The 20,415-nt window shown below is 68.9% G+C and carries 19 protein-coding genes and 1 pseudogene; 7 read left to right on the forward strand and 13 right to left on the reverse strand.

Annotation, left to right across the window (positions count from 1 at the left end):
• The 4 genes from ABH941_RS03640 to ABH941_RS03655 form a co-directional block, all read right to left on the reverse strand.
• A partial coding sequence (locus ABH941_RS03640) for a transposase family protein (protein WP_370127078.1) occupies positions 1-577 on the reverse strand: 577 nt, incomplete at its 3' end.
• Positions 578-2,447: 1,870 nt separating this feature from the next.
• Positions 2,448-3,089, reverse strand: coding sequence for a peroxiredoxin family protein (locus tag ABH941_RS03645; RefSeq protein WP_370127080.1), 642 nt, complete (start codon positions 3,087-3,089; stop codon positions 2,448-2,450).
• Between the two features lie 389 nt (positions 3,090-3,478).
• Positions 3,479-3,628, reverse strand: a complete 150-nt coding sequence (locus tag ABH941_RS03650; RefSeq protein WP_370127081.1) for a hypothetical protein — start codon at positions 3,626-3,628, stop codon at positions 3,479-3,481.
• A 14-nt stretch (positions 3,629-3,642) separates the two neighbouring features.
• Entirely contained in the window at positions 3,643-4,242 is a 600-nt protein-coding gene (locus ABH941_RS03655; protein ID WP_370127373.1) for a GntR family transcriptional regulator, read from the reverse strand.
• Between the two features lie 23 nt (positions 4,243-4,265).
• Between ABH941_RS03655 and ABH941_RS03660 the strand changes: the two are divergent.
• From ABH941_RS03660 to ABH941_RS03670, 3 genes and pseudogenes are all read left to right on the forward strand, one after another.
• Positions 4,266-4,547 (forward strand): annotated as a pseudogene (locus ABH941_RS03660) (SAM-dependent methyltransferase); the annotation flags it as partial.
• Between the two features lie 19 nt (positions 4,548-4,566).
• Positions 4,567-4,803: an SAM-dependent methyltransferase gene (locus ABH941_RS03665; protein WP_370127374.1), complete on the forward strand. Its 237-nt coding sequence runs from the start codon at positions 4,567-4,569 to the stop codon at positions 4,801-4,803.
• A gap of 107 nt (positions 4,804-4,910) precedes the next feature.
• Positions 4,911-5,597, forward strand: coding sequence for a hypothetical protein (locus ABH941_RS03670; RefSeq protein ID WP_370127375.1), 687 nt, complete (start codon positions 4,911-4,913; stop codon positions 5,595-5,597).
• 14 nt (positions 5,598-5,611) lie between these two features.
• Here ABH941_RS03670 and ABH941_RS03675 read toward each other — a convergent pair whose 3' ends face one another.
• From ABH941_RS03675 to ABH941_RS03690, 4 genes are all read right to left on the reverse strand, one after another.
• A complete protein-coding gene (locus ABH941_RS03675) occupies positions 5,612-6,385 on the reverse strand; it encodes a mechanosensitive ion channel domain-containing protein (RefSeq protein ID WP_370127082.1) in 774 nt (257 codons plus the stop codon).
• 55 nt (positions 6,386-6,440) lie between these two features.
• On the reverse strand, positions 6,441-6,764 hold the full coding sequence (locus tag ABH941_RS03680; RefSeq protein WP_134007254.1) for an STAS domain-containing protein: 324 nt from the start codon (positions 6,762-6,764) through the stop codon (positions 6,441-6,443).
• Positions 6,765-6,893: 129 nt separating this feature from the next.
• Entirely contained in the window at positions 6,894-7,397 is a 504-nt protein-coding gene (gene msrA / locus ABH941_RS03685) for a peptide-methionine (S)-S-oxide reductase MsrA (RefSeq protein ID WP_370127083.1), read from the reverse strand.
• Positions 7,398-7,533: 136 nt separating this feature from the next.
• The gene (locus tag ABH941_RS03690) at positions 7,534-9,084 is read right to left on the reverse strand and encodes a PQQ-binding-like beta-propeller repeat protein (RefSeq protein WP_370127084.1); all 1,551 of its coding nucleotides are present in this window, start codon (positions 9,082-9,084) and stop codon (positions 7,534-7,536) included.
• Positions 9,085-9,324: 240 nt separating this feature from the next.
• On the opposite strand from ABH941_RS03690, the gene ABH941_RS03695 reads away from it, so the two are divergent.
• Together ABH941_RS03695 and ABH941_RS03700 are read left to right on the forward strand one after the other, a co-directional pair.
• Positions 9,325-10,110, forward strand: a complete 786-nt coding sequence (locus ABH941_RS03695) for an ABC transporter ATP-binding protein (protein ID WP_370127085.1) — start codon at positions 9,325-9,327, stop codon at positions 10,108-10,110.
• Positions 10,107-12,674, forward strand: coding sequence for an ABC transporter permease (locus ABH941_RS03700; RefSeq protein WP_370127086.1), 2,568 nt, complete (start codon positions 10,107-10,109; stop codon positions 12,672-12,674). The genes ABH941_RS03695 and ABH941_RS03700 overlap by 4 nt, the downstream gene beginning before the upstream one ends.
• 25 nt (positions 12,675-12,699) lie before the next feature.
• Here ABH941_RS03700 and ABH941_RS03705 read toward each other — a convergent pair whose 3' ends face one another.
• The 3 genes from ABH941_RS03705 to ABH941_RS03715 all read right to left on the reverse strand — a co-directional run bounded on the left by ABH941_RS03705 (position 12,700) and on the right by ABH941_RS03715 (position 16,472).
• Positions 12,700-14,814 (reverse strand): transglycosylase domain-containing protein, encoded by a 2,115-nt coding sequence (locus tag ABH941_RS03705; protein ID WP_370127087.1) that lies wholly within the window; start codon positions 14,812-14,814, stop codon positions 12,700-12,702.
• Between the two features lie 67 nt (positions 14,815-14,881).
• On the reverse strand, positions 14,882-16,120 hold the full coding sequence (locus ABH941_RS03710; protein WP_370127088.1) for an RNA polymerase sigma factor: 1,239 nt from the start codon (positions 16,118-16,120) through the stop codon (positions 14,882-14,884).
• Between the two features lie 10 nt (positions 16,121-16,130).
• Complete coding sequence (locus tag ABH941_RS03715) at positions 16,131-16,472, reverse strand: YciI family protein (protein ID WP_370127089.1); 342 nt, start codon at positions 16,470-16,472, stop codon at positions 16,131-16,133.
• A 214-nt stretch (positions 16,473-16,686) separates the two neighbouring features.
• Here ABH941_RS03715 and ABH941_RS03720 point away from each other — a divergent pair, with 214 nt between their 5' ends.
• Positions 16,687-17,619: a LacI family DNA-binding transcriptional regulator gene (locus ABH941_RS03720; protein WP_370127090.1), complete on the forward strand. Its 933-nt coding sequence runs from the start codon at positions 16,687-16,689 to the stop codon at positions 17,617-17,619.
• An 86-nt stretch (positions 17,620-17,705) separates the two neighbouring features.
• On the opposite strand, the gene ABH941_RS03725 is transcribed toward ABH941_RS03720, so the two are convergent.
• Entirely contained in the window at positions 17,706-18,566 is an 861-nt protein-coding gene (locus tag ABH941_RS03725; protein WP_370127091.1) for an NAD(+)/NADH kinase, read from the reverse strand.
• Between the two features lie 201 nt (positions 18,567-18,767).
• Here ABH941_RS03725 and ABH941_RS03730 point away from each other — a divergent pair, with 201 nt between their 5' ends.
• Entirely contained in the window at positions 18,768-19,781 is a 1,014-nt protein-coding gene (locus ABH941_RS03730; RefSeq protein WP_370127092.1) for a LacI family DNA-binding transcriptional regulator, read from the forward strand.
• A 26-nt stretch (positions 19,782-19,807) separates the two neighbouring features.
• Here the strand turns inward: ABH941_RS03730 and ABH941_RS03735 are convergent, their stop codons facing one another.
• A complete protein-coding gene (locus ABH941_RS03735) occupies positions 19,808-20,377 on the reverse strand; it encodes a TetR/AcrR family transcriptional regulator (RefSeq protein ID WP_370127093.1) in 570 nt (189 codons plus the stop codon).
• Positions 20,378-20,415: the final 38 nt, after the last annotated feature.

The raw sequence follows: 20,415 nt of genomic DNA on the forward strand, positions 1-20,415 counted from the left end.
GTGCGCGGCCCTCGACCTGCCCGAGCAGGCCCTGGACGCCGGACGCGTCGACGAAGCCGGTGTGCCACTGGTCGGCCACCGGCTCCCAGCGGCCGGAGTCGGGGTCCTGCCGCCACTGCCTGCGCCCGCGGCGGGTCTCGTCGATGCCCAGCACCTGGACCGGCGGCAGGGGCGCGGCGGTGACCTGGGTCGCGGCGGTGCGGAACGCCTCCATCACGGTGGGCCAGGACAGGTGCAGGTCACGGGCGGCCTGCACGACGGTCGAGCCGGTGTCGCAGACCCTGCTCCCGGCCGCGGCGCGTAACCGCCCGGTGATCCGTGCCCGTGCCGGGACCTGTCGGACCTGCTCGGTGAACGACACCGTGGGACACGGGGGCTCGCGGCAGTACCAGCGGCGTTTGTGCCACACCAGTTCCAGGGCCCGCTCGCCGTGGGGCAGGTCGCGCGGGCGGGTCACCGCGGAGCCCTTGGGCCTGGTGGCCTGCACACCGCAGTCGGGACAGGCCCGCGCGCCCGCCTCGGCCGTGACCAGGTGCACCCGCCGGGTGCCGTCCTCCAGCCGCTCGACCCTGTCCACGGCCAGGCCGTCCAGGTTGAGCCCAGGCCGTCCAGGTTGAGCAGTAACGTCGTATTGTTGTCCAAGCCCGTGGTTCCGTAATGATCAGGTTGCGTAGAGAACAACCAAGATCACTGACGGCCAGGGGCGCCCTGCATCCAGGGGGCCAACAAGGCTACCGGTCACCTTCCGTGACGTCCCATCAGGCCAACACCGCCACCACGCCGCTGAACTTCGAAGACCCGCCACAGGGGCACGTGATGGGCAAAGCGATCGAGGGCCGGGAGTATCCCTGACGGGGATCTGCCGCTTGCAGCCCCCTCCACCGTCTTACGAGTGCTAGGGCTGCAACGTCTATCGCAGCCCAGCTCCTAGCTACATGCATACGCAGCAGTATCCCTGGAACATCTCGCAACTGCCGGAATCAGCTGTCACTACACAGGGCCCTGAGACAGATGCTGCAACGTGAGCGCATTCAAGGTTGCATGGATTCGGTCCACAGATGGCGATGGACTGTTTTGCTATTCCGGCTTCCCCTTGTGGGCCCTGGTTTCCCGTAGCTCCCTTGCGTCCCTTATCTCCCTGAATCCCGATTCTTGTTGCGCTGGTCTGGACTGTTCCGTCGGGGTACTTAATGCCGCCCACGGTGCTTTCTATGACCCCCTGAACAGTCAGAGTCTGACCGGGGGTGGTAGTCCCGATTCCAACGTTGCCACTGTTTGTTATCGTCAAACGTGTGGCATGACCGGTAGCAAGGCTGAGGCCATAGAGGTTGTCACCCTGTTCGGCATGCCGCTCAGACATGATCCACTCTCCGGTATTCCCGAAGCCGAAGAGTGCGGTGTTGTCGAGCACGACGTTGCCCGCCACCCCAAGCCTGGCCCCGGCGCCGGGATCGGTGACGCCTATGCCTACACCTCCAGTGTTGGTGATACTCAGTCGACAGGCATGGCCAGTGTAGAAGTCCAGGCCCCACTGGTTCGCCCCGGGAGACCGGTTGGACGAGACTCCCTCCCCCGTGGGGTATCCCGCGCCAAACAAGAGACCAGGACTGATTCCACCCGTGTTCGCACCCGCCGGATCCACAGTCAGATCTGCCATACCAGGTCCACTCCAGAGTCTCTTCCTAGGCTGTGCAAACGCAACAATAGCCGGCTGCATTAGTACAGGATCCGGTTTGAGAGGTCACCGAACACGGGCCAGACTGCTCAGCGAGCACTTGATCACAAATCAATCCACACTGAATTGGCCCGCATGCCGCGAAAGACTTGAGAGATATCCCAGGAGGGCCCTTCTTTCCCAACATCCCCGGCGCCCCTTGATCTCCCACTAGCCCCTTCGGCCCTTGCACGATAGCGCTGGTCTGGACTGTTCCGTCGGGGTACTTAATGCCGCCCACGGTGCTTTCTATGACCCCCTGAACAGTCAGAGTCTGACCGGGGGTGGTAGTCCCGATTCCAACGTTGCCACTGTTTGTTATCGTCAAACGTGTGGCATGACCGGTAGCAAGGCTGAGGCCATAGAGGTTGTCACCCTGTTCGGCATGCCGCTCAGACGTGATCCACTCTCCGGTATTCCCGAAGCCGAAGAGTGCGGTGTTGTCGAGCACGACGTTGCCCGCCACCCCAAGCCTGGCCCCGGCGCCGGGATCGGTGACGCCTATGCCTACACCTCCAGTGTTGGTGATACTCAGTCGACAGGCATGGCCAGTGTAGAAGTCCAGGCCCCACTGGTTCGCCCCGGGAGACCGGTTGGACGAGACTCCCTCCCCCGTGGGGTATCCCGCGCCAAACAAGAGACCAGGACTGATTCCACCCGTGTTCGCACCCGCCGGATCCACAGTCAGATCTGCCATACCTTCACCCCATCTGCCTCGGTTCCCCAACCGGATTCATGGTCCATTGCTGTTAGGTGGGTCTGTAATTAATTCTTCGACAACTTGAATAGCTCCACGTATCCGCAAGATGGTCTCGTGCACACGAATCCGCTCGGCGGATAGCTCATGCTCTTTCAATATCCCTCTATGGAGCTCAACTCTTAATTCGGACAGCCTTTCCTCCATTCTCTCCAGAGGGATGCCCTCTTCTCTCTGCAGAGAGATTGACCTAGCAAGATTGATGATTGCATCTTCGCCAATTACTGCATCGGTGGCGAGAACCCCTAGCTTGTCCACGAGGTAAGCAACTGGAGTTGCCATTATTCCGTACTGTCCGGAAATTGCCCAAGCACTCTGCGTGGCATAGTGGAACGTAAGGTGATTCTCTTCAATTTTCCCGATATTATCCTCCAGGCTTCCACGACTTACCATTAATATTTGAAGTCTGGGAAATTCTTGATGCAATGCCTGAAGCCTCGGCGCAAGCGAATTACAGGGCGTACAGTGCGGGTCCGAGAATATCAGAAGAACTGGGTTTCCGAGGAATGATGGCAAGGATATATCGCCGCCTGCTGGCCTGGGCAGCGTAAAGATCGGGGCTACATCGCCACGACGCAATGGATTCTTCTGTCGGGTGACGTTTGGCCGATCCGGCATGCCCGATGTTCCCAAATTTCCATTCTTCGAGATGATGGTTTGCCCTCCTGTGACAGGCGAAAGAGTTCATGTCAGATATTCCTGATAATTGCGGGATCGGGCTTGCTTGTAGGCTAGCGCGGGGATCATGAGCTGTCACCCGACTTGCGCCAGATCATAAAGTTGGCCCTAGCTGAGGGCGGCCCCTCCTTGCTTGCGGACTGATTTCGTGTGGCTGGTGTTACTGGACAGTGCCCGTGTGATTCGATCTACGATTTCGCCGCAGTTGTTTGCCTGGATTGTTGGATGGCCGTGCAGCAGACGCGATGAGGAGAAACGGGCGCTGGGTTCGCCGCGTACTCGGCATCATGGGATTACAAAGCAGACAGCATCCGAATTTCAGGGCAGTCCTACGGCTTGAGCCTGCGGGCCGTCCTGGTCTTGGGGTGCAGCGTGTAGGCGAACTGGGCGCCGCCTGCCCCGAGGCTGGTGGTCTCCAGGATCAGGGCTAGTCCTTCGGCTGCCCGTAGAGTGACTCGCTGGGAGATCAGGAGCGGCACACCCTCAGGTAGGTTCAGAGTGGCGCGTCATCGGGCTGCGGCATGCGTGCGCCGACGGTCTCACGCCACTCCAGTTCACCGTTGGCGGTGGCGAGGATCGCGTATGCCTTCGCGACGGACACGGCTGCGTTCTTCGCAAGCGGTGTGCCGGTGATCCGCTCCATGGGCAGGATCATGGGATGCAGCGCCCGGGTGCCACTGGCCTGGTGAATCAACGGACACTCGACCGCGTAGGCGGCTTCGCCCTCGGCGATCTCCAGCAGTTCGGCTGACGCCTCGTCAATGCGGATGTGGACGGCGGCCGGTTCCCCGCCCCGGGACCACTGGTCGACGCCGGTTGCGTAGCGGGCCCCGGTGCGGGTGATGGCCCGCTCCATGAGTACACCAGCCTTGGCCTGGCGGTCACGGACGATGCTGCCCCGGCCCTGCTGGACATCTAGCAGACCTTCGGTGCGGAGCACAGCGACGGCTTGGCGGATGGTCGGGCGCGATACCTCATAGAGGGCGCTGAGTTGCTCCTCCGGTGGAATCTGGCGGCCCGGCTCCCACTCGCCGCTGATGATCGAGGCGCGATCGGCACCGGTATCCCGGCCGCTGGGAACACCCTCCCCCAGACTCCGTCCTGGGGTGCCCCCTGGTGGCCCAGCAGGCCGACCCCTCCGCCCGGGTCGCCTATGTGGACAACGACCCGATCGTGCTCACCCACGCCAGGGCGCTGATGAGCGGCTCCGGCCACGGCGCGACCACCGTCACCCAGGCCGATCTGCGCGACCCCGAGGCGATCCTGTCCGCACCCGGGGTGCGCGATCTCCTCGACTTCGGCCGGCCGGTCGCCCTGATGCTCGTCGCGGTGCTGCACTTCGTCGGGGACGACGAGGACCCGCTGGGAGTCGTCAAGCACCTGCTGGAGGCCCTGCCGGGAGGCAGCCACCTGGATCCTGTCCCACGGCACCGGGGACACCCTGTCCCAGGACCTGGCCGACCGCGCCGAGCAGACCTACGACCAGGCCGCAGCCCACCTGCACCTGCGCCCGCGCCAGGAGGTGGAGCGGTTCTTCGGCAGTGGGGAACTGCTGGAGCCGGGGCTGGTGCTCGCGCCGTTCTGGCGTCCGGACGGACCGCTGAGCCCGGACGCCGATCGCCTCGGCATCTACGTCGGGGTCGCCCGTTACTGAGCCGGGTACGGGCCCGCCATCTGACCTGGTACGACGAACAGATGACTGATTTTCCGGACAGGTGTGAGGCGGGTGCGGGCGGGCACGCTCCCACTGTGAGGACCCCCATGCGTACGGTAGCCTTGGCCCTGCTCGCCGTCGTCTGCTCCGGTGTCGCCGGCTGCAAAGCGACCGGCACCTCGGCCTCGGGTGACGCCGCGTCACACTCCGGCAGCTCGGCCACGGCTTCGACTCCGTCGAAGGACGGGGGAGGGGCGCTGCCGATGGGGGCCGGCCCGCAGCAGATGTACACGGTGCAGGCGCAGCCTGCGGTGGGCTCCTGCCATTTCGGGGACGACCACGGGCAGCCGCTGCCGGACCCGCACTGCACTCCGGGCGCGCTTTCCCCGGCGGTGACGCAGGCGACGCTGTCGACGACGATCTGCCGCAAGGGCGGCTACACCTCCACGATCCGGCCACCGGCGGCGGTGACCGACAAGGAGAAGGCGGCGAACGCCAAGTCCTACGGCTACACCGGAACGCTCCACGATGCCGAGTACGACCATCTGATCAGCCTTGAGCTGGGCGGCGATCCCAACGACCCGCGCAACCTGTGGGTCGAACCGCCGTCACCGGGCCATCGGGCCGGAGCCGGCCCGAACAACCCCAAGGACGCGGTGGAGACCCGGCTGCACACCGCCGTCTGCGGCCACCAGGTCACCCTGAGCGCCGCTCAGCAGGCCATCGCCAGCGACTGGGAGACCGCCGAGGCCAAGCTCGGGATCACGCCCGCCAGCGGCTCGTCCTCCGGCTGAACGGCGGTCGCCGGTCACAGCGGGGGAGCGGGAGGTGCCGCCCCGCCGGTGCCTGACGCGGTGCCTGACGCGGCGCCAGGTGCGGCGCCAGGTGCGATGCCCGGCATGGACCCGGGCGCGGCGCCCGGCGCGATCGCGGCGCTGAGGACCGCGTTGTTCGGCAGCAGCACCGGCCCTTCGGCCGTGCGGAGCTGGACGAAGAGCAGGGTCATGTCGGTGACGTGGCCGTGGATCCGGCCGCCGAGGGCACCGGACTGGATCGTCACGTCCTCGCCGACGTGGAACGGACGCGCGGTCAGCAGGACCAGTCCGGCGAAGATGTTGCCCAGCACGGGCTGGGCGGCGATGCCCACGATGACACCGGTCAGCGCGCCGCCGAGGATGAGCCGGCTCCACGGCACGTGCAGCAGGCTCAGCGCGCCGAGGACGACCATCGCATAGCCGGTCAGCAGGCACAGCATCCGCAGCGTGGTCACCCTGGAGTCTCCGAACCGCTGCGGCACCAGCGCGATCAGGTCCTGGGTGGCGCCGCGGACCGCGATCAGTGCGAAGACCAGGAAGACCAGGGCGCTGACCGCGGCCACGATGCGGTCGGCCAGCGCATGATGGGAGGCGGAACCGGCGCCGAGCACGCCTCCGTAGTACGTGGACACGGCCAGCCCGGCCACCGCCATGGTGGTGGTCACCACGGCCTTGCGGGTGCGGATCACGTCGCGCGCGCGAACCCGGTGGACGTCGGTCCGGCTGCTGTCCGCCTCGGCGGACCCAACCTCATCTGGTGTTTTCACGCTCCGTATTGTGCAGCCGACGGCCGCCGCAGCGAAACGGACGCCCCCGGCCGGTCTAGGCCGCCGTCAGCAGCCGGGACAGGCCGGTGGCGTTCAGCACGCGGAGCAGCAGCGGGCCCGCCTGGACCAGGCGCAGCGGGACGCCGTAGTCGGCCGCGAGATGCTGCGCCCGGATGAACACGGTCAGTCCGCCGCAGTCGCAGGAGTCCACCAGGGCGACGTCGACCTCGATGCGCTGCACCTGCGGGTCGACGAGCAGCGGTTCGAGGGCGTCGTCGAGCAGTGCGTCGGCGCTCCGGTCGACGCACCCGGAGAGCAGGATCTCCGCGGTGCCGGAGCCCTCCCGCACCAGCACGGCCACGGCTGAACGCTCGCCCATGAATTCCTCGATCCCGCAACGATTCTGGGCAGCAAGGTAGTTGAATCGGCCGGGGCTCGTACGCGACTCCCCGTGATCCCCGTCGCATCGTGTCTCTGTCGTTATCCACGACGCGCCTGCGAGTCCGGGCTACCGGCGGGGCAGCTTCCAGCCCGCTCGCGGGAAGTGGCAGGTGTAGCCGTTGGGGTAGCGCTCCAGGTAGTCCTGGTGCTCGGGCTCGGCCTCCCAGAAGTCGCCGAGCGGCTCGACCTCGGTGACCACCTTGCCGGGCCACAGGCCGCTGGCGTCGACGTCGGCGATGGTGTCCAGGGCGGTGCTGTGCTGGCTCTCGTCCGCGTAGTAGATCGCGGACCGGTAGCTGGCGCCGATGTCGTTGCCCTGCCGGTCCACCGTGGTGGGGTCGTGGATCTGGAAGAAGAACTCCAGGAGGTCGCGGTAGTCGGTCTGGGCGGGATCGAACTCGATCTCGATCGCCTCGGCGTGCGACCCGTGGTTGCGGTAGGTGGCGTTCGGGGTGGTCCCGCCGGAGTATCCCACCCGGGTGCTCTTCACGCCCGGCAGCTTGCGGATCAGGTCCTGCATGCCCCAGAAGCAACCGCCGGCCAGAACGGCCTTCTCCGTGTTCGCAGCCATGGCTTCTCCCTCTGTGTCGTCGGGGCCGGTCGCTCCCCTGACCGGCCGGCCCGTGGCAGGTGCCACGGGCGGTCGTCTCCACTCTTGTCGTGCCGGTGCCCGAGGTCAAACCTGAACGGTCCGCCCGGGCTCCCGACTATCCGAACGCGATGAGGTGGCCGTTTGTGCCCACGTAGACCCGGCCGTTGGAGGTGGCCGGCACCTGGAACTTGGTCATCGCTCCCAGCGGCAGCGGCGTGGAGAAGAGTGGCTGCAGGACGCCGTGCACCGGCACGGCCTTGTAGGCGAAGAGTTTGCCGGTGCCGTAGGAGTGGGTGTTGTACTCCACCCAGATCACGGCGGATCCGGCGGTGGCGCCGTTGGAGGTGACCACCGGAGAGCCGGAGGTGTAGCCGAAGCTCTGGGCGCTGCTGCCGACCTTGGTGAGGGTCGGCACGCCCGCGCTGGTCGCGCCGTACTTGAGGGCGATCAGCCGGCCCGGGGCCTTGCTCTCCAGGATGTAGACGTAGCCGCCGTCGCCGCCCCAGACGCCGGGGTGGCCGAATACGCCGCCGGAGAGCCCGGTGACGCCCAGGACGTGGTCGGTGGTGGTGCTGCGGCCGCCCAGGTTGTCGCGGTTCAGCAGGAAGACCCGGCCGTCCTTGCCGACCTGGACCAGGAGGTGCGGAAAGCGGGAGGTGCCGAAGTAGGGCTGGGGCAGCGCCGCAGGGCCGCCGGAGCCCAGGTCGGTGTCGTTGGCGTTGAGCGTGGGGGCGTTGGCCGGGCTGAAGAACTGGCGGGCCGACAGCGTGCCGTTGGAGTTGACGCCGAGCTGGACCACAGCGTCGCCGAGCTGGGTCGGCGGGTGGTTGTACGCCGCGGCTGCCGGGCCCAGGCCGTTGCCGGTGGCGAAGAAGATCCGGCCGGCACCGTCGGAGACGGGACCGCCGCCGCTCATCCAGATGCCGCCCTTGCCGTCGGCGGCGCCCTTCTCGGTGGTCCACAGGGTCTGCTTGCGGGTGCTGGTGTTCACGCCGAGCAGGTAGCCGTTGTACGGGCCGATGTCGCAGTGCGAGGCGAAGCCGGCGTACACCGAGCCGCCCATCAGCAGCAGCCCAGGCCGCTGCATCGCGGTGAAGGAGTTGAACGGACGGGTCGGGTCGTTGGTCGGGGCGCCGGACACACGGACCGGCCAGCCGCTGCGCTCGGCCCCGGTGGCCGCGCTGAGGGCGTGCACGTACCAGTTGGGGTGCTGCGCGTCCTTGCCGTTGTTCTGCTCGGAGACCAGGTAGACGTTGCCGGAGGACGGGTCGTAGACGGGAGTGGAGGTGACGCCGATGCTGGGCGTCAGGTCACCGCAGCCGATCGCGGAGGCCGGCCAGGCCGCTCCGAGCGAGCGGGACCACTTGACGGCTCCGGTGGCCGCGTTGAGGCCGTAGACGTGGTTGGTCTCGGTGGCGGTGACGACCGTGCTCCCGACCACGATCGGCTGGGCGAAGACCTGGCCGTCCACCGACCGGTCGAACAACTGCTTGATGTGGGGCGCCAGAGCCGGGGACAGGGCGGGCTCGTTGGCGTCCCAGCCGGTGCGCAGTGCGTTGACCGACACCGTCGACTCGTCGGCGAAGAGCGGGCCGGCAGCGGCGCCGCCGATCAGGAGCGCGGCGACAGTGAGCGTGGCGACGCGGCGAAATCTGGACCGATTCATCTGGTTCGTCCTTCAGTTGGCGGAATCGAAGGAGATGTGCCGTTAGTTGACGACAGGTCAGACTTACACGCCTTGATGCAGATATGAGGGATTACTCCTAGTGACGGCGTTTCGTGGAGCCGGGGTGGGGCTACCCCCACCACGGACCCGGTGACCCGCCCCATGGCTGCGGCCTGGCCCGCTCCAGGAGGCTGGAGGCACAAGGACGCACGCCCGTGTCGAGCATTCAGGAGCAGTCCAGTGACCATGTCCGTATCGAGCCCCCAGGCCCAGAGCGGCGCAGCGCGCACCTCGGCCGCCCGCGCGCGCGGCCTCACCAAGGCGTACGGCAGCGGCGAGACCCGCGTGGTCGCGCTCGACGCCGTGGACGTCGACATCCCCCGCGGGCAGTTCACGGCGATCATGGGTCCGTCGGGTTCCGGCAAGTCCACGCTGATGCACTGCCTGGCCGGTCTCGACACCGCCTCCGGCGGCAGGATCTGGGTCGGCGAGACCGAGATCACCAGGCTCAGGGACAAGCGGCTGACCCGGCTGCGCCGTGACAGCGTCGGCTTCGTCTTCCAGGCGTTCAACCTGCTTCCCACGCTGACCGCGCTGGAGAACATCACCCTGCCGATGGACATCGCCGGCCGCACCCCGGACCGTGCGTGGCTTGACCGCGTCGTGGAGACGGTGGGCCTGGCCGGACGGCTCAAGCACCGGCCGGCGCAGCTCTCCGGCGGCCAGCAGCAGCGTGTCGCGGTGGCGCGGGCCCTCGCCGCCCGCCCCGAGATCATCTTCGGGGACGAGCCGACCGGGAACCTGGACTCCCGCGCCGGCGCCGAGATCCTCGGCTTCCTGCGCCACTCGGTCGACGACCTGGGCCAGACGATCGTCATGGTGACCCACGATCCGGTGGCCGCCTCCTATGCCGACCGGGTCCTCTACCTCGCCGACGGCCGCATCGTGGACGAGATGCACACCCCGACGGCCGGCGCCGTCCTGGAGCGGATGAAGTCCTTCGACTCCCGGGGCAGGACGTCATGACCGTGCTGCGAACCTCCGTGCGCAACCTCCTCGCGCACAAGGGCCGGGTGGTCCTGTCCGCGGTCGCCGTGCTGCTGTCGGTGGCGTTCGTCTGCGGGACACTCGTCTTCACCGACACCATGAACGCGACCTTCGACAAGCTCTTCGCGACGACCTCCAGCGACGTCACCGTCAGCCCCAAGAAGATCGACAACGCCCAGCAGACCGGGACGCCGGAGACACTCCCCGCCTCGCTGCAGGCCCGGCTGGCGAAGGTCCCCGGCGTGGCCCGGGTGGTGCCCGAGGTCAGCAGTCAGCAGGCCACCGTAGCCGACAGCCGCAACCAGGACGTCGGCTCCAGCACCGGCGCGCCGACCATCGTCGGCAACTGGAACCCGACCCAGACCAAGGCCGTCGACATCACCTCCGGCCACGTCCCGCTCGCACCGGGCGACGCTGTGCTCGACGCCGACACCGCGGCCAAGCACCACCTGGCCGTCGGCGACACCCTCCGGGTCATCGCCGGACCCGGCGAGGTCAAGGTGACCATCAGCGGCATCGCCACCTTCAGGACCACCAACCCGGGCGCGGCCGTCGTCTACCTCGACACCCCCACCGCCCAGCAGGCGCTCCTCGGCTCCCGGGACGCCTACACCGACTACGCCCTGGACGCCGCACCCGGCGTCAGCGACGACCAGCTCAAGGCGCGGGTCGACGCCGCCCTGGGCGGCAGCGCCTACCAGGTGCAGACGGCTGCCGAACTGACGGCCCAGAACCAGAAGGACATCGGCTCCTTCCTCACCCCCATGAAGGACGTGCTGCTCGGCTTCGCCGGGATCGCCGTCCTGGTGGGCGTCTTCCTGATCGTCAACACCTTCTCCATGCTGGTCGCCCAGCGCACCCGCGAGATCGGACTGATGCGGGCCCTCGGCTCCAGCCGTCGGCAGATCAACCGCTCGGTGCTGGTCGAGGCGATGCTCCTGGGAGTCGTCGGCTCGCTCGCCGGGATCGGCGCGGGCATCGGCCTCGCCGTGGGCCTGATCAAGCTCATGGGCGCGCTGGGGATGCATCTCAGCACCGCCGACCTGACGATCAAGGCGGCCACCCCGCTGATCGGTCTGACCGTCGGCGTCGTGGTGACCGTCGCGTCCGCCCTGCTGCCCGCCCGCCGGGCCGGTGCGATCTCCCCGATGGCCGCCATGCGCGACGCAGGCATCCCCGCGGACGCCCGCGCGGGACGGGTCCGTGCCGCGATCGGCGTGCTGCTCACCGCGGCGGGCGGGACCGCCCTCGCCTTGGCCGCGGCCTCGTCCACGGCCTCGGCCGGCTCCGGACTGCTCGCCATCGGCGTGCTGCTGACGCTGGTCGGGTTCGTCGTGGTCGGGCCGCTGCTCGCCGGGCTGGTCGTACGGATCCTGGGCGCGGTCACGCTGCGGATGTTCGGCCCGGTGGGCCGCCTCGCCGAGCGCAACGCGCTGCGCAACCCGCGCCGCACCGGGGCGACCGCCGCCGCGCTGATGGTCGGCCTGGCGCTGGTCGCGGGCCTGTCGGTGGTCGGCGACTCCATGGTCGCCTCGGCGACCGCCCAGATGGACAAGTCCGTCGGCGCCGACTTCATCATTCAGGCCGGCAACGGCAACCCGATCAGCCCGGCCGCCGCCAGGGCCATCCACGCGGCCGAACACCTGTCCCACGTCACCGACCGAACCGACGTCTCCGCGACGATCACTGCCCCCGACGGCAGCAAGGACCGGACCGCGATCGCGGCGGCCACCCCGTCCTACACCGACGACCTCCAGGCCAAGACGGTGCGGGGACGGCTGATCGACGCCTATTCACCTGGTGCCATGTCGGTGCCCGAGGGCTGGGCCAAGGCCCACAAGGTCACCCTCGGCGACCGGCTCAATGTCGCCTTCACCAGCGGCGGCGCGGCACGGCTCACGGTCAGGGCGATCACCTCGGACGACACGGTCTTCGACCGGGGCGCGATGTACATGAACATCGCCGACGCGAAGAAGTACCTCCCGGCCGGCAAGTTCCCGCTGAACGACATGATGTTCGCCGCCGCGGAGCCCGGGCAGCAGAGCCAGGCAGCAACGGCGCTGAAGGCGGCCACCGCCGACTACCCCCAGATCAAGGTCCGAGACCAGGCCGACTACAAGACCATGATCAAGCAGCAGCTCGACCAGCTGCTCAACATGATCTACGCCCTGCTCGCGCTCGCCATCGTCGTCGCCGTCCTCGGTGTGGTGAACACCCTGGCCCTGTCGGTCGTCGAACGCACCCGAGAGATCGGGCTGATGCGCGCCATCGGGCTCTCCCGGCGCCAGCTGCGCCGGATGGTCCGGCTGGAGTCCGTGGTCATCGCCCTGTTCGGCGCGGTCCTGGGGGTGGCCCTGGGCATGGGCTGGGGCATCGCGGCGCAGAATCTGCTGGCCCTCTCCGGGCTGGGCGTGCTCAGCATCCCGTGGACCACCATCGCCGTCGTCTTCCTCGGATCCGCGCTGGTGGGCCTGCTGGCGGCGCTCTTCCCGGCCTTCCGCGCCGGGCGGATGAACGTCCTGAAGGCCATCGCGACGGACTAGCCGGACCGGGGTCCTCCGGGAACGGTCAGGGACCGTTCCCGGAGGACCCCGGCAGCGGCACGGTGTTGAAGGTGCCGAAGGGGACGCCGTTCAGTGCGGCGCCCATGGCGTCGTGCCAGATCGGGCCCGCCACGGTGCTGCCGAAGACCTGGCCCTGGCCGTAGGAGGTACCACCGATGGACTGGCCGTCCTCCAGGCTGCTGATGCTGTTGCCGGTGTCGCTGACCACGGTGGCGCCGGAGAGCTGCGGGGTGAAGCCGACGAACCAGACCTGCTTGTGGGAGTCGGTGGTGCCGGTCTTGCCGGCGCTGGGGCGGCCGTCGGTGAAGCCGTCCGCCGCGCCGGTGCCGTCCTCGACCACGCCCTTGAGCATGGTGGTGATGGCGTCGGCGGTGCTCTGCTGCATGACCGAGTGGCAGTTGGCGGAGGGCACCGGCAGGCTCTTGTGGTTCACGTCGGTGACCGAGGTGATCGCGGTGGGCGAGCAGTAGACGCCCCGGGCGGCGAAGGTGGCGTAGACGTCGGCCATCTCCAGCGGGGTGAGGCTGTTGGTGCCCAGCGTCAGGGACTGCACCTGCGCGATGGGTGCCAGGTGCAGTGTGCCGGGGGAGTAGGTGGCCTGGGTGGTGATGCCCAGCTTGGCCATCATCTGCACGACGTTGCACAGCCCGGCGTCTTTCTCCAACGGCACGAAGTAGGTGTTCACCGACTTCGCCATGGCCTCGGGCATGGTGAACGGGCCGACCAGGGAGGTGGAGTCGTTCTGGTTCGGCGGGTTGTTCGACTCGGGCAGCGGTTTGCCCTGACAGTCCGTCATGGCCGGGTAGGGCTGCTGGTAGGGGGAGGGGTAGCTCTGGTCCATGCCGATGCCCTGCTCCAGCGCGGCGGCCGCGGTGATCGGCTTGACGGTCGATCCGGTCGGGAAGCCGCCGCCTCCGCCCATGGAGCGGTCGACGTTGTAGTTGAGGGTGGTCACCGCCGGGCTGCTGCCGTTGCCGTACGGACGGCTCTGGCCCATGGCGACGATGGCGCCGGTGCCCGGCTGGACCATGGTCATCGCGGTCGCGGCCTTGTCGCCGGCGTTGACGTGCGAGGTGACCGACTTCTGCAGGGCGCTCTGGGCCTTGGGGTCGAGTGTGGTGTGGATGCTCAGACCGCCTCGGTCCCACAGTGCCTGGCGCGCGGTTGCGGTCGCGCCGAAGGCGGGGTTGCTCAGGAAGACGTGCTCGACGTAGTCGCAGAAGAACTGCTCGCCGTTCTGGGCGGTGATGCAGCCCTCCTGGGGGCGGCTCACCTTCAGCCGCAGCGGATTGGCCTGGTAGGCCTTGGCCTGGGCCGCGGTGATGGCCCCGTACTTCGCCATCGCGTCCAGCACCACATTGCGGCGGACCAGGGCGGCCTGCGGGTCGGCGAGCGGGTCGTAGCCACTGGGGGACTGCACCAGACCGGCCAGCAGCGCTGCCTGAGGAACCGTCAGCTGGGAGGCGTGGACGCTGAAGTAGCGCTCGGCGGCGGCCTCGACGCCGTAGGCCTGCTCACCGAAGAAGGCGATGTTGAGGTAGTCGGTGATGATCTGGTCCTTGCTGAGGGTCTCCTCCAGCTTGATGGCGACCTTCAGCTCGGCGATCTTGCGCCCGATGGTCTGCGCCTGGGCCTCGCGCACCTTGGCCGGGTCGTTGCCGGCCAGCTCGACGTTCATGTTCTTCACCAGCTGCTGGGTCAGCGTCGACCCGCCCTGGGAGGCGCCGGAGGAGGCGTTCTTGGTGAGCGCGCGCAGGGTGCCCTTGAGGTCGATCGCGCCGTGCTGGTAGAAGCGGTTGTCCTCGATGTCGACCAGGGCCTGCCGCATCACCGGCGCGATCTGACTGAACGGGACCACGATCCGGTCCCGGGCGTAGACCTTGGCGATCACCCCGCCGTTGGCGTCGTAGATGGTCGACGCCTGCGACAGCGTCGGCTCGGTGAAGGCCGACGACAGCTTGTTGAAGTCGGTCACCGCCGACTTCGCCCCGAAGCCGATCGCCCCGACCGCAGGCAGCGCCAGACCGGCGACGAGCGTGCCCGCGAGCACACTCGCGCCGACCATCGCCGCGCCCAGACCGAACCTGCGGATGACACCGTGCGAACGCTTCGCTGCCATGCCCCCCGGATACCCGGTTCGCCCGCTTCCAGCACCATTCCTTACCGCTCTCACACGTTCCCGGCCGTCAGAGCGATTGCAGCCGGCGCCGGAGGAAGCGCCGTTCGGCGTCGGTGGGGGCGAGGTCGAGGGCCGCGCGATAGCTCGCGCCGGCCTCCGCCGCGCGGCCGAGCCGGCGCAGCAGGTCGGCGCGGGTCGCGTGCAGCAGGTAGTAGCCGTCCAGTCGCCCGGTCTCCGCGATCGCCTCGACCAGCGGCAGCGCCGCCTGCGGACCGTCGGCCATGCTGATGGCGACGGCGCGGTTGAGATCCACGACGACGCTCGGCGCCACGGCCGCCAGTTCCGTGTACAGCCCGACGATCTGCGGCCAGTCGGTGTCCTCCGCGACCGTCGCGGTCGCATGGCAGGCGGCGATGGCCGCCTGGATCTGGAACGGCCCGGCCCGGCGTCGCCGCAGCGCCCGTTCGAGGACCGCGCTGCCCTCGGCGATCCGGGCCTGGTCCCAGCGCGAGCGGTCCTGCTCGGCCAGGGTGACCAGTTCGCCGTCGGCGTCGATCCGGGACGGCCGCCGGGCGTCGTGCAGCAGCATCAGCGCGAGCATGCCCTGAGCCTCGGGTTCGTCGGGCATCAACGCCGTCAGCACCCGGGCGAGACGGACCGCCTCCTGGCCCAGCCGACTCTTCGGCGGGTCCCCGTTGCTGCAACCCTCGTTGCTGTAACCCTCATTGAAGAGCAGGTAGAGCACATGGAGCACGGCGGGCAGGCGCTCGGGCAGCAGATGCCCGGGCGGCACCCGGAACGGGATGCCCGCATGCGCGATCTTCTGCTTGGCCCGGAACAGCCGCTGGCCCATGGTGCGTTCCGGCAGCAGGAACGCGCGCGCGATCTCGGCGGTGCTCATCCCGGTCAGGCTCCGCAGTGTCAGCGCCACCTGGGCGTCCAGGTTCAGCGACGGATGGCAGCAGGTGAAGATGAGCTCCAGGCGCTCGTCCGGGATCTCCTGGTCGCTCACGTACGGCTGCGGATCGGGTTGCATCGCGGCGGCCTCCCGTAGTTTCGCCGCCTCCGTCGACGCCCGGCGGATCCGGTCGATCGCGCGGTTGCGCGCGGTGGTGGTGAGCCAGGCCAGCGGCTGGTCCGGTACGCCGGTCTCCGGCCACTTCGTCAGGGCCCGTGCGAAGGCGTCCTGCGCGCACTCCTCGGCCAGGTCCCAGTCACCGCCGGTGAACCGGATCATGGTGGCCACGATCCGGCTCCAGCCGTCGGTGTAGATCCCGGCGATCCGGTCCTCCACCTGTTCTGACACGGTTGCTGCTCTAGTCCTCGTCGTCGGGCCAGAACGGACGCAGCTCGATCATCCCGTGCCAGGCCATCGGGTGCTTGGACGCGACCTCGATGGCCTCGTCGAGATCGGCGCAGTCCAGGATGTCGAAGCCGGCGATCTGGTCCTTGGTCTCGGCGTACGGACCGTCGGTCAGCAGCACCTCCCGGTTGCGGACCCGCACGGTGGTGGCGTCGTCGGCCGGCCGGGTGCGGTTGCCCATCAGCCGGATCCCCTTGCCGTCCATCTCGGTGACCCAGTCCTCGACGTCCGGCGCGCCGTCGTCCTGGCCGGGCGTGAAGTCGGGGTCGGTGCAGACCAGCATCAGGTACTTCATCGGGGTACTCCCATCGTGCGATCAGCGGTGACCATGGCGGGGACCGTGGTCCTTTCATCTTCTCCGTGTGATTGACGAACGGCTGGGGCGTTCTACTACCGCGGTGCCCGAGATTCTTCCGAGCGGGATCCGGATCATGCCGGAGGACGGCTCTAGACTCCAAGCGTTCTGTCTGCGCCGCCTGGTGTGGCCCAACGGTGCCGGGAGTGGGTTCATGGGTGGTCCCAAGCGTGTGACGTTGAACGACGTCGCGGCGGCGAGCGGTGTCTCACGTGCCACGGTCAGCTTCGTGCTCAACGACGATCCGCGGCAGACCATCTCCGCGGCCACCCGGGGCCGGGTCCGCGAGGCGGCGAAGGAGCTCGGCTATGTGCCGCACGGCATCGCCCGCGCCCTGCGCGAGGGGACGTCGCGGGTCGTGGTGCTCAACCTGGACCGCGAACTGGAGGGCAACTACTCGCACAGTTATGTGCAGGGGCTCGACGACGAGTTGGCGGCGCACGACCACGTCCTGCTGGTCCGCTACGGGCACTCGGCGGCGAAGGCCACGCAGCAGGTGCTGGACGCGATCGTCCCGCGCGCGGTGATCAGGTTCGGTGCGGCCTATCTGACCGGTCATGCCCTGGACGACGTGGGGGCCGGCTGGAACGACGGCCTGGCCGCGCACGCGGCGCTGCAGATCCAGTACCTCGCCGACGCCGGGCACCGGCGGATCGCCCTCGCCCTGCCGGACAGCGACTCCCCGCTGATCGACGTGCGCCGGAACTTCGTCCGCGAGTCCGCCGAGAAGATCGGGTTGGAGCCGTTGCTCCCCCTGGTCGTCCCCCTGTCCCGGCCGCAGGGCCGGGCCGCGGTCGAGGCGTTCCTGGAGGCCCACGGCGAGGTGACGGCAGTCGCGGCCTTCGACGACCGGGTGGCCCTGAGCACGCTCGCCGCGCTCAGGGACCTGGGGGTCGAGGTGCCGGGCCGGATCGCGGTGATCGGTTTCGACGACACCGAGTACGGCAGCCTCGTCACGCCCGCGCTGACCACGGTCCGCATCGACGCCGAGGCGCACGGCCGCAGGGCGGCACGCGCGGCACTCGGCCTGGACGACGCGGGCCTGCCCTCGACCCCGGCCCGGGTGATCGTGCGCGAGTCGGCCTGACCGGCTCGGAGGGCGGCAACGGACCCGCCCTGTAAGCCGCCTACGGCTTCCGCCGACCGTCGACGCCGCCCCGCTGTCGACGTGCCTCAGATGGGCTCTGCGGAGCCGGACAGTTGCAGTTTGCGTTGGGCGCGCTGGTAGAAGGTGGTCTGGCCGAGGCGCACGATGCGTGCCGCGGCGGGGAGCATGGTCACCTCGACGACGTCTCCCGGGCGGACCTTTCCGACCAGGCGGCCGTCGGCCTCGATGGCGAGGTCGCCGCTGTTGGGGAGGATCTCCAGGGCGAGCCGCTCTCCGCTGGAGAGGAAGAGGGAGCGGTTGAACGCCGAGTGCGGCGCCACCGGCGTGACCAGCAGTCCCTCGGCGTTGGGGGAGACGATCGGTCCGCCGGCGGAGAAGCTGTAGGCGGTGGAGCCGGTGGGGGTGGCGACGACGATCGCGTCGGCGCTGTAGTGCACGAAGGGCTGGTCCTGGACCCGGACCGCGACCGCGGCGGAGCGCTGCCCGGGGGAGCGGATCAGGACGATGTCGTTGAGTGCCGTCTCCTGGCCGGATCCGAAGCGGACCTGGACGCCCGAGCGGCCCTCCACGGTGAAGCGGTGCTGGTCGATGGCGTCGAGCGCGGCCGGGAGGTCCGGCATGTCGATCTCGGCGAGGAACCCCAGACGTCCGACGTTGACCCCGAGGACGGGAGCGCGGCCTCCGACCGCCAGGCGCATCGCCCGCAGCATGGTGCCGTCCCCGCCCAGGCTGACCACCAGGTCGGCGGAGGCGTTCATCTCCTCGGCCTGGACCGGTACGGCCTCGCAGCCGATCCGTGCGACTTCCTCCGCCAGCCCCAGGACCTTCGTGTTCCGGCCCCGGCTCCAGCGGACGATGGTGTCCACGAGCTGGGTAGGGGTGCGCTCGGGGTGGAGCACCAGCCCCACTGAACTGATCAGTCCCATCGGAACACCTCGATGTCGGTCAGGCCAGCCACCGTGACGCACTCAGTCAGGCACATCCGGCGAGCACGGACAAGACCTTATCCCGACGTCCGGACGCATCCCCACCGCGCCGCGCCGCGCTGCGGTGAAACGAAATGAAACACAGCACCGACCTTCGGCCTGGGGGTAAGCTCCGGCGCATGAAACAAAACCCGGTCTCGCATGGCTAGACCCCGGGCGAAGCACGTCACGGTGCGGGCCATCGCGGCGGAGGCCGGGGTGTCCATCGCCACCGTCTCGCGCGTGATCAACGGACATGTGACGGTCGCCCCCGAGACGCAGGACCTGGTCCGCCGCGCCATGGAACGGCTCCAGCCGGCGCCCGCCGCCGCGCGTCCCGGCGCGGTGTACGTGCGCTGTCCCTATGTGCTGACGGACTACTTCGGCGTCATCGTCACCTCGATCGCGGACACCCTGGCCCTGCACGGGCGCGACCTGGTCCTCGGCGCGGGCGAGTCCGCGCAGAGCGCCCATGTGCTGACCGCGCTGCCGCGCAACCCCTCGATCGCGGGCGCCGTGCTGATCCTGCCGCCCGAGCCGGACCAGGAGTTGCAGGACCTGCGGGCCGCCGGCTTCCCCTTCGTGGTCGTCGATCCGCGCACCGCGCTGCCGCGCGAGATCGCCTCCGTCTCGGCCGCCAACGCCGCCGGGGCGCGCAGCGTCACCGCCCATCTGACCGCCCTGGGGCATCGGCGGATCGGCGTCATCGGCGGCCCCACCCAGTGGCTGGCCGGCGAGGCGCGGCTGCTCGGTCACACCTCCGCCATGGCCGAGGCCGGCACGCTGACCAATCCCGACCTGCTGCGCAGCGTGGAACCCACCACGGAGAACGGTTACCGGGCGGCCCGGGAACTCCTCGCCCTGGCGGACCGCCCCACCGCCCTGATCGCCTTCAACGACAAGGTCGCCGTCGGCATCCTGCGCGCCGCCCACGAGCAGGGCCTGCGCGTCCCACAGGACCTGTCCGTCACCGGCTTCGACGACAGCGACCTGAGCCGGAGCACCCAGCCCACGCTGACCACGGTGCGTCAGCCCCTGGAGGAGATGGGCCGGATCGCGGTCTCGCTGCTGTCCCGGCACCTGGACGGCCACACCGTCGACACCCTCCACATCGAGCTGGCCACGCAGCTCATGGTCCGCGACTCGACCGGCCCGGTCCCGGCTCCGGTGCAGTGACCTCGGTGCAGCGTCCGGGTGGGTGGTCAGGACGCCGGCCAGTTCCTCAGCAAAGCGTCCAGCGCGTCCAGGGTCCGAACCCAGCTCTCCTGGCTGTCCGGGGCGCTGTGGCTGAACCCGCCCGCCGCCTCCAGAGCCACATAGCCGTGGATGACGCTTCCCAGCAGCCGCACGGCGTGGGTCTGGTCGGGCTCGGCCAGGTCGTATCCGCGCAGCACCGCCCGCGTCAGCTGGGAGTGGCGGATGCCGGCACCGGCGGCGGCCGCCTGTGGGTCGAGCCTGAACTGGGTCGCGGCGTAGCGGCCGGGATGCTCGCGGGCGTAGTCGCGGTAGGTGTTCGCGAGGGCGGTCAGCGCGTCCTTGCCGGCCCGGCCGGCCAGGGCGTCGGCGGCCCGGTCGGCGAGTTCCTCCAGGGCGAGCAGGGCGATGCCGGTCCTGAGGTCCTGGGAGTTCTTCAGGTGCGAGTACAGGCTGGCGACCTTGACGTCGAACCGCCTGGCCAGTGCCGAGAGCGTCGCCTGGTCGAAGCCGACCTCGTCGGCCAGCTCCGCCCCCGCCTCGATGAGACGTTCCGCGGTCAGCCCTGCACGTGCCATGCCCTGCCTCTCGGTTGCCTGTACTGACCTTACATTTG

This window comes from Streptacidiphilus sp. EB103A (genome assembly GCF_041261405.1).
Classification (GTDB): Bacteria; Actinomycetota; Actinomycetes; order Streptomycetales; family Streptomycetaceae; genus Streptacidiphilus.

Coding starts and splice junctions, on each gene's coding strand:
- ABH941_RS03715 (WP_370127089.1), bottom strand. CDS start 16,472: ATGAAGTACCTGATGCTGGTCTGCACCGACCCCGACTTCACGCCCGGC.
- ABH941_RS03735 (WP_370127093.1), bottom strand. CDS start 20,377: ATGGCACGTGCAGGGCTGACCGCGGAACGTCTCATCGAGGCGGGGGCG.
- ABH941_RS03730 (WP_370127092.1), top strand. CDS start 18,768: ATGGCTAGACCCCGGGCGAAGCACGTCACGGTGCGGGCCATCGCGGCG.
- ABH941_RS03720 (WP_370127090.1), top strand. CDS start 16,687: ATGGGTGGTCCCAAGCGTGTGACGTTGAACGACGTCGCGGCGGCGAGC.
- ABH941_RS03725 (WP_370127091.1), bottom strand. CDS start 18,566: ATGGGACTGATCAGTTCAGTGGGGCTGGTGCTCCACCCCGAGCGCACC.
- ABH941_RS03680 (WP_134007254.1), bottom strand. CDS start 6,764: ATGGGCGAGCGTTCAGCCGTGGCCGTGCTGGTGCGGGAGGGCTCCGGC.
- ABH941_RS03645 (WP_370127080.1), bottom strand. CDS start 3,089: ATGCCGGATCGGCCAAACGTCACCCGACAGAAGAATCCATTGCGTCGT.
- ABH941_RS03705 (WP_370127087.1), bottom strand. CDS start 14,814: ATGGCAGCGAAGCGTTCGCACGGTGTCATCCGCAGGTTCGGTCTGGGC.
- ABH941_RS03690 (WP_370127084.1), bottom strand. CDS start 9,084: ATGAATCGGTCCAGATTTCGCCGCGTCGCCACGCTCACTGTCGCCGCG.
- ABH941_RS03700 (WP_370127086.1), top strand. CDS start 10,107: ATGACCGTGCTGCGAACCTCCGTGCGCAACCTCCTCGCGCACAAGGGC.
- ABH941_RS03670 (WP_370127375.1), top strand. CDS start 4,911: ATGCGTACGGTAGCCTTGGCCCTGCTCGCCGTCGTCTGCTCCGGTGTC.
- msrA (WP_370127083.1), bottom strand. CDS start 7,397: ATGGCTGCGAACACGGAGAAGGCCGTTCTGGCCGGCGGTTGCTTCTGG.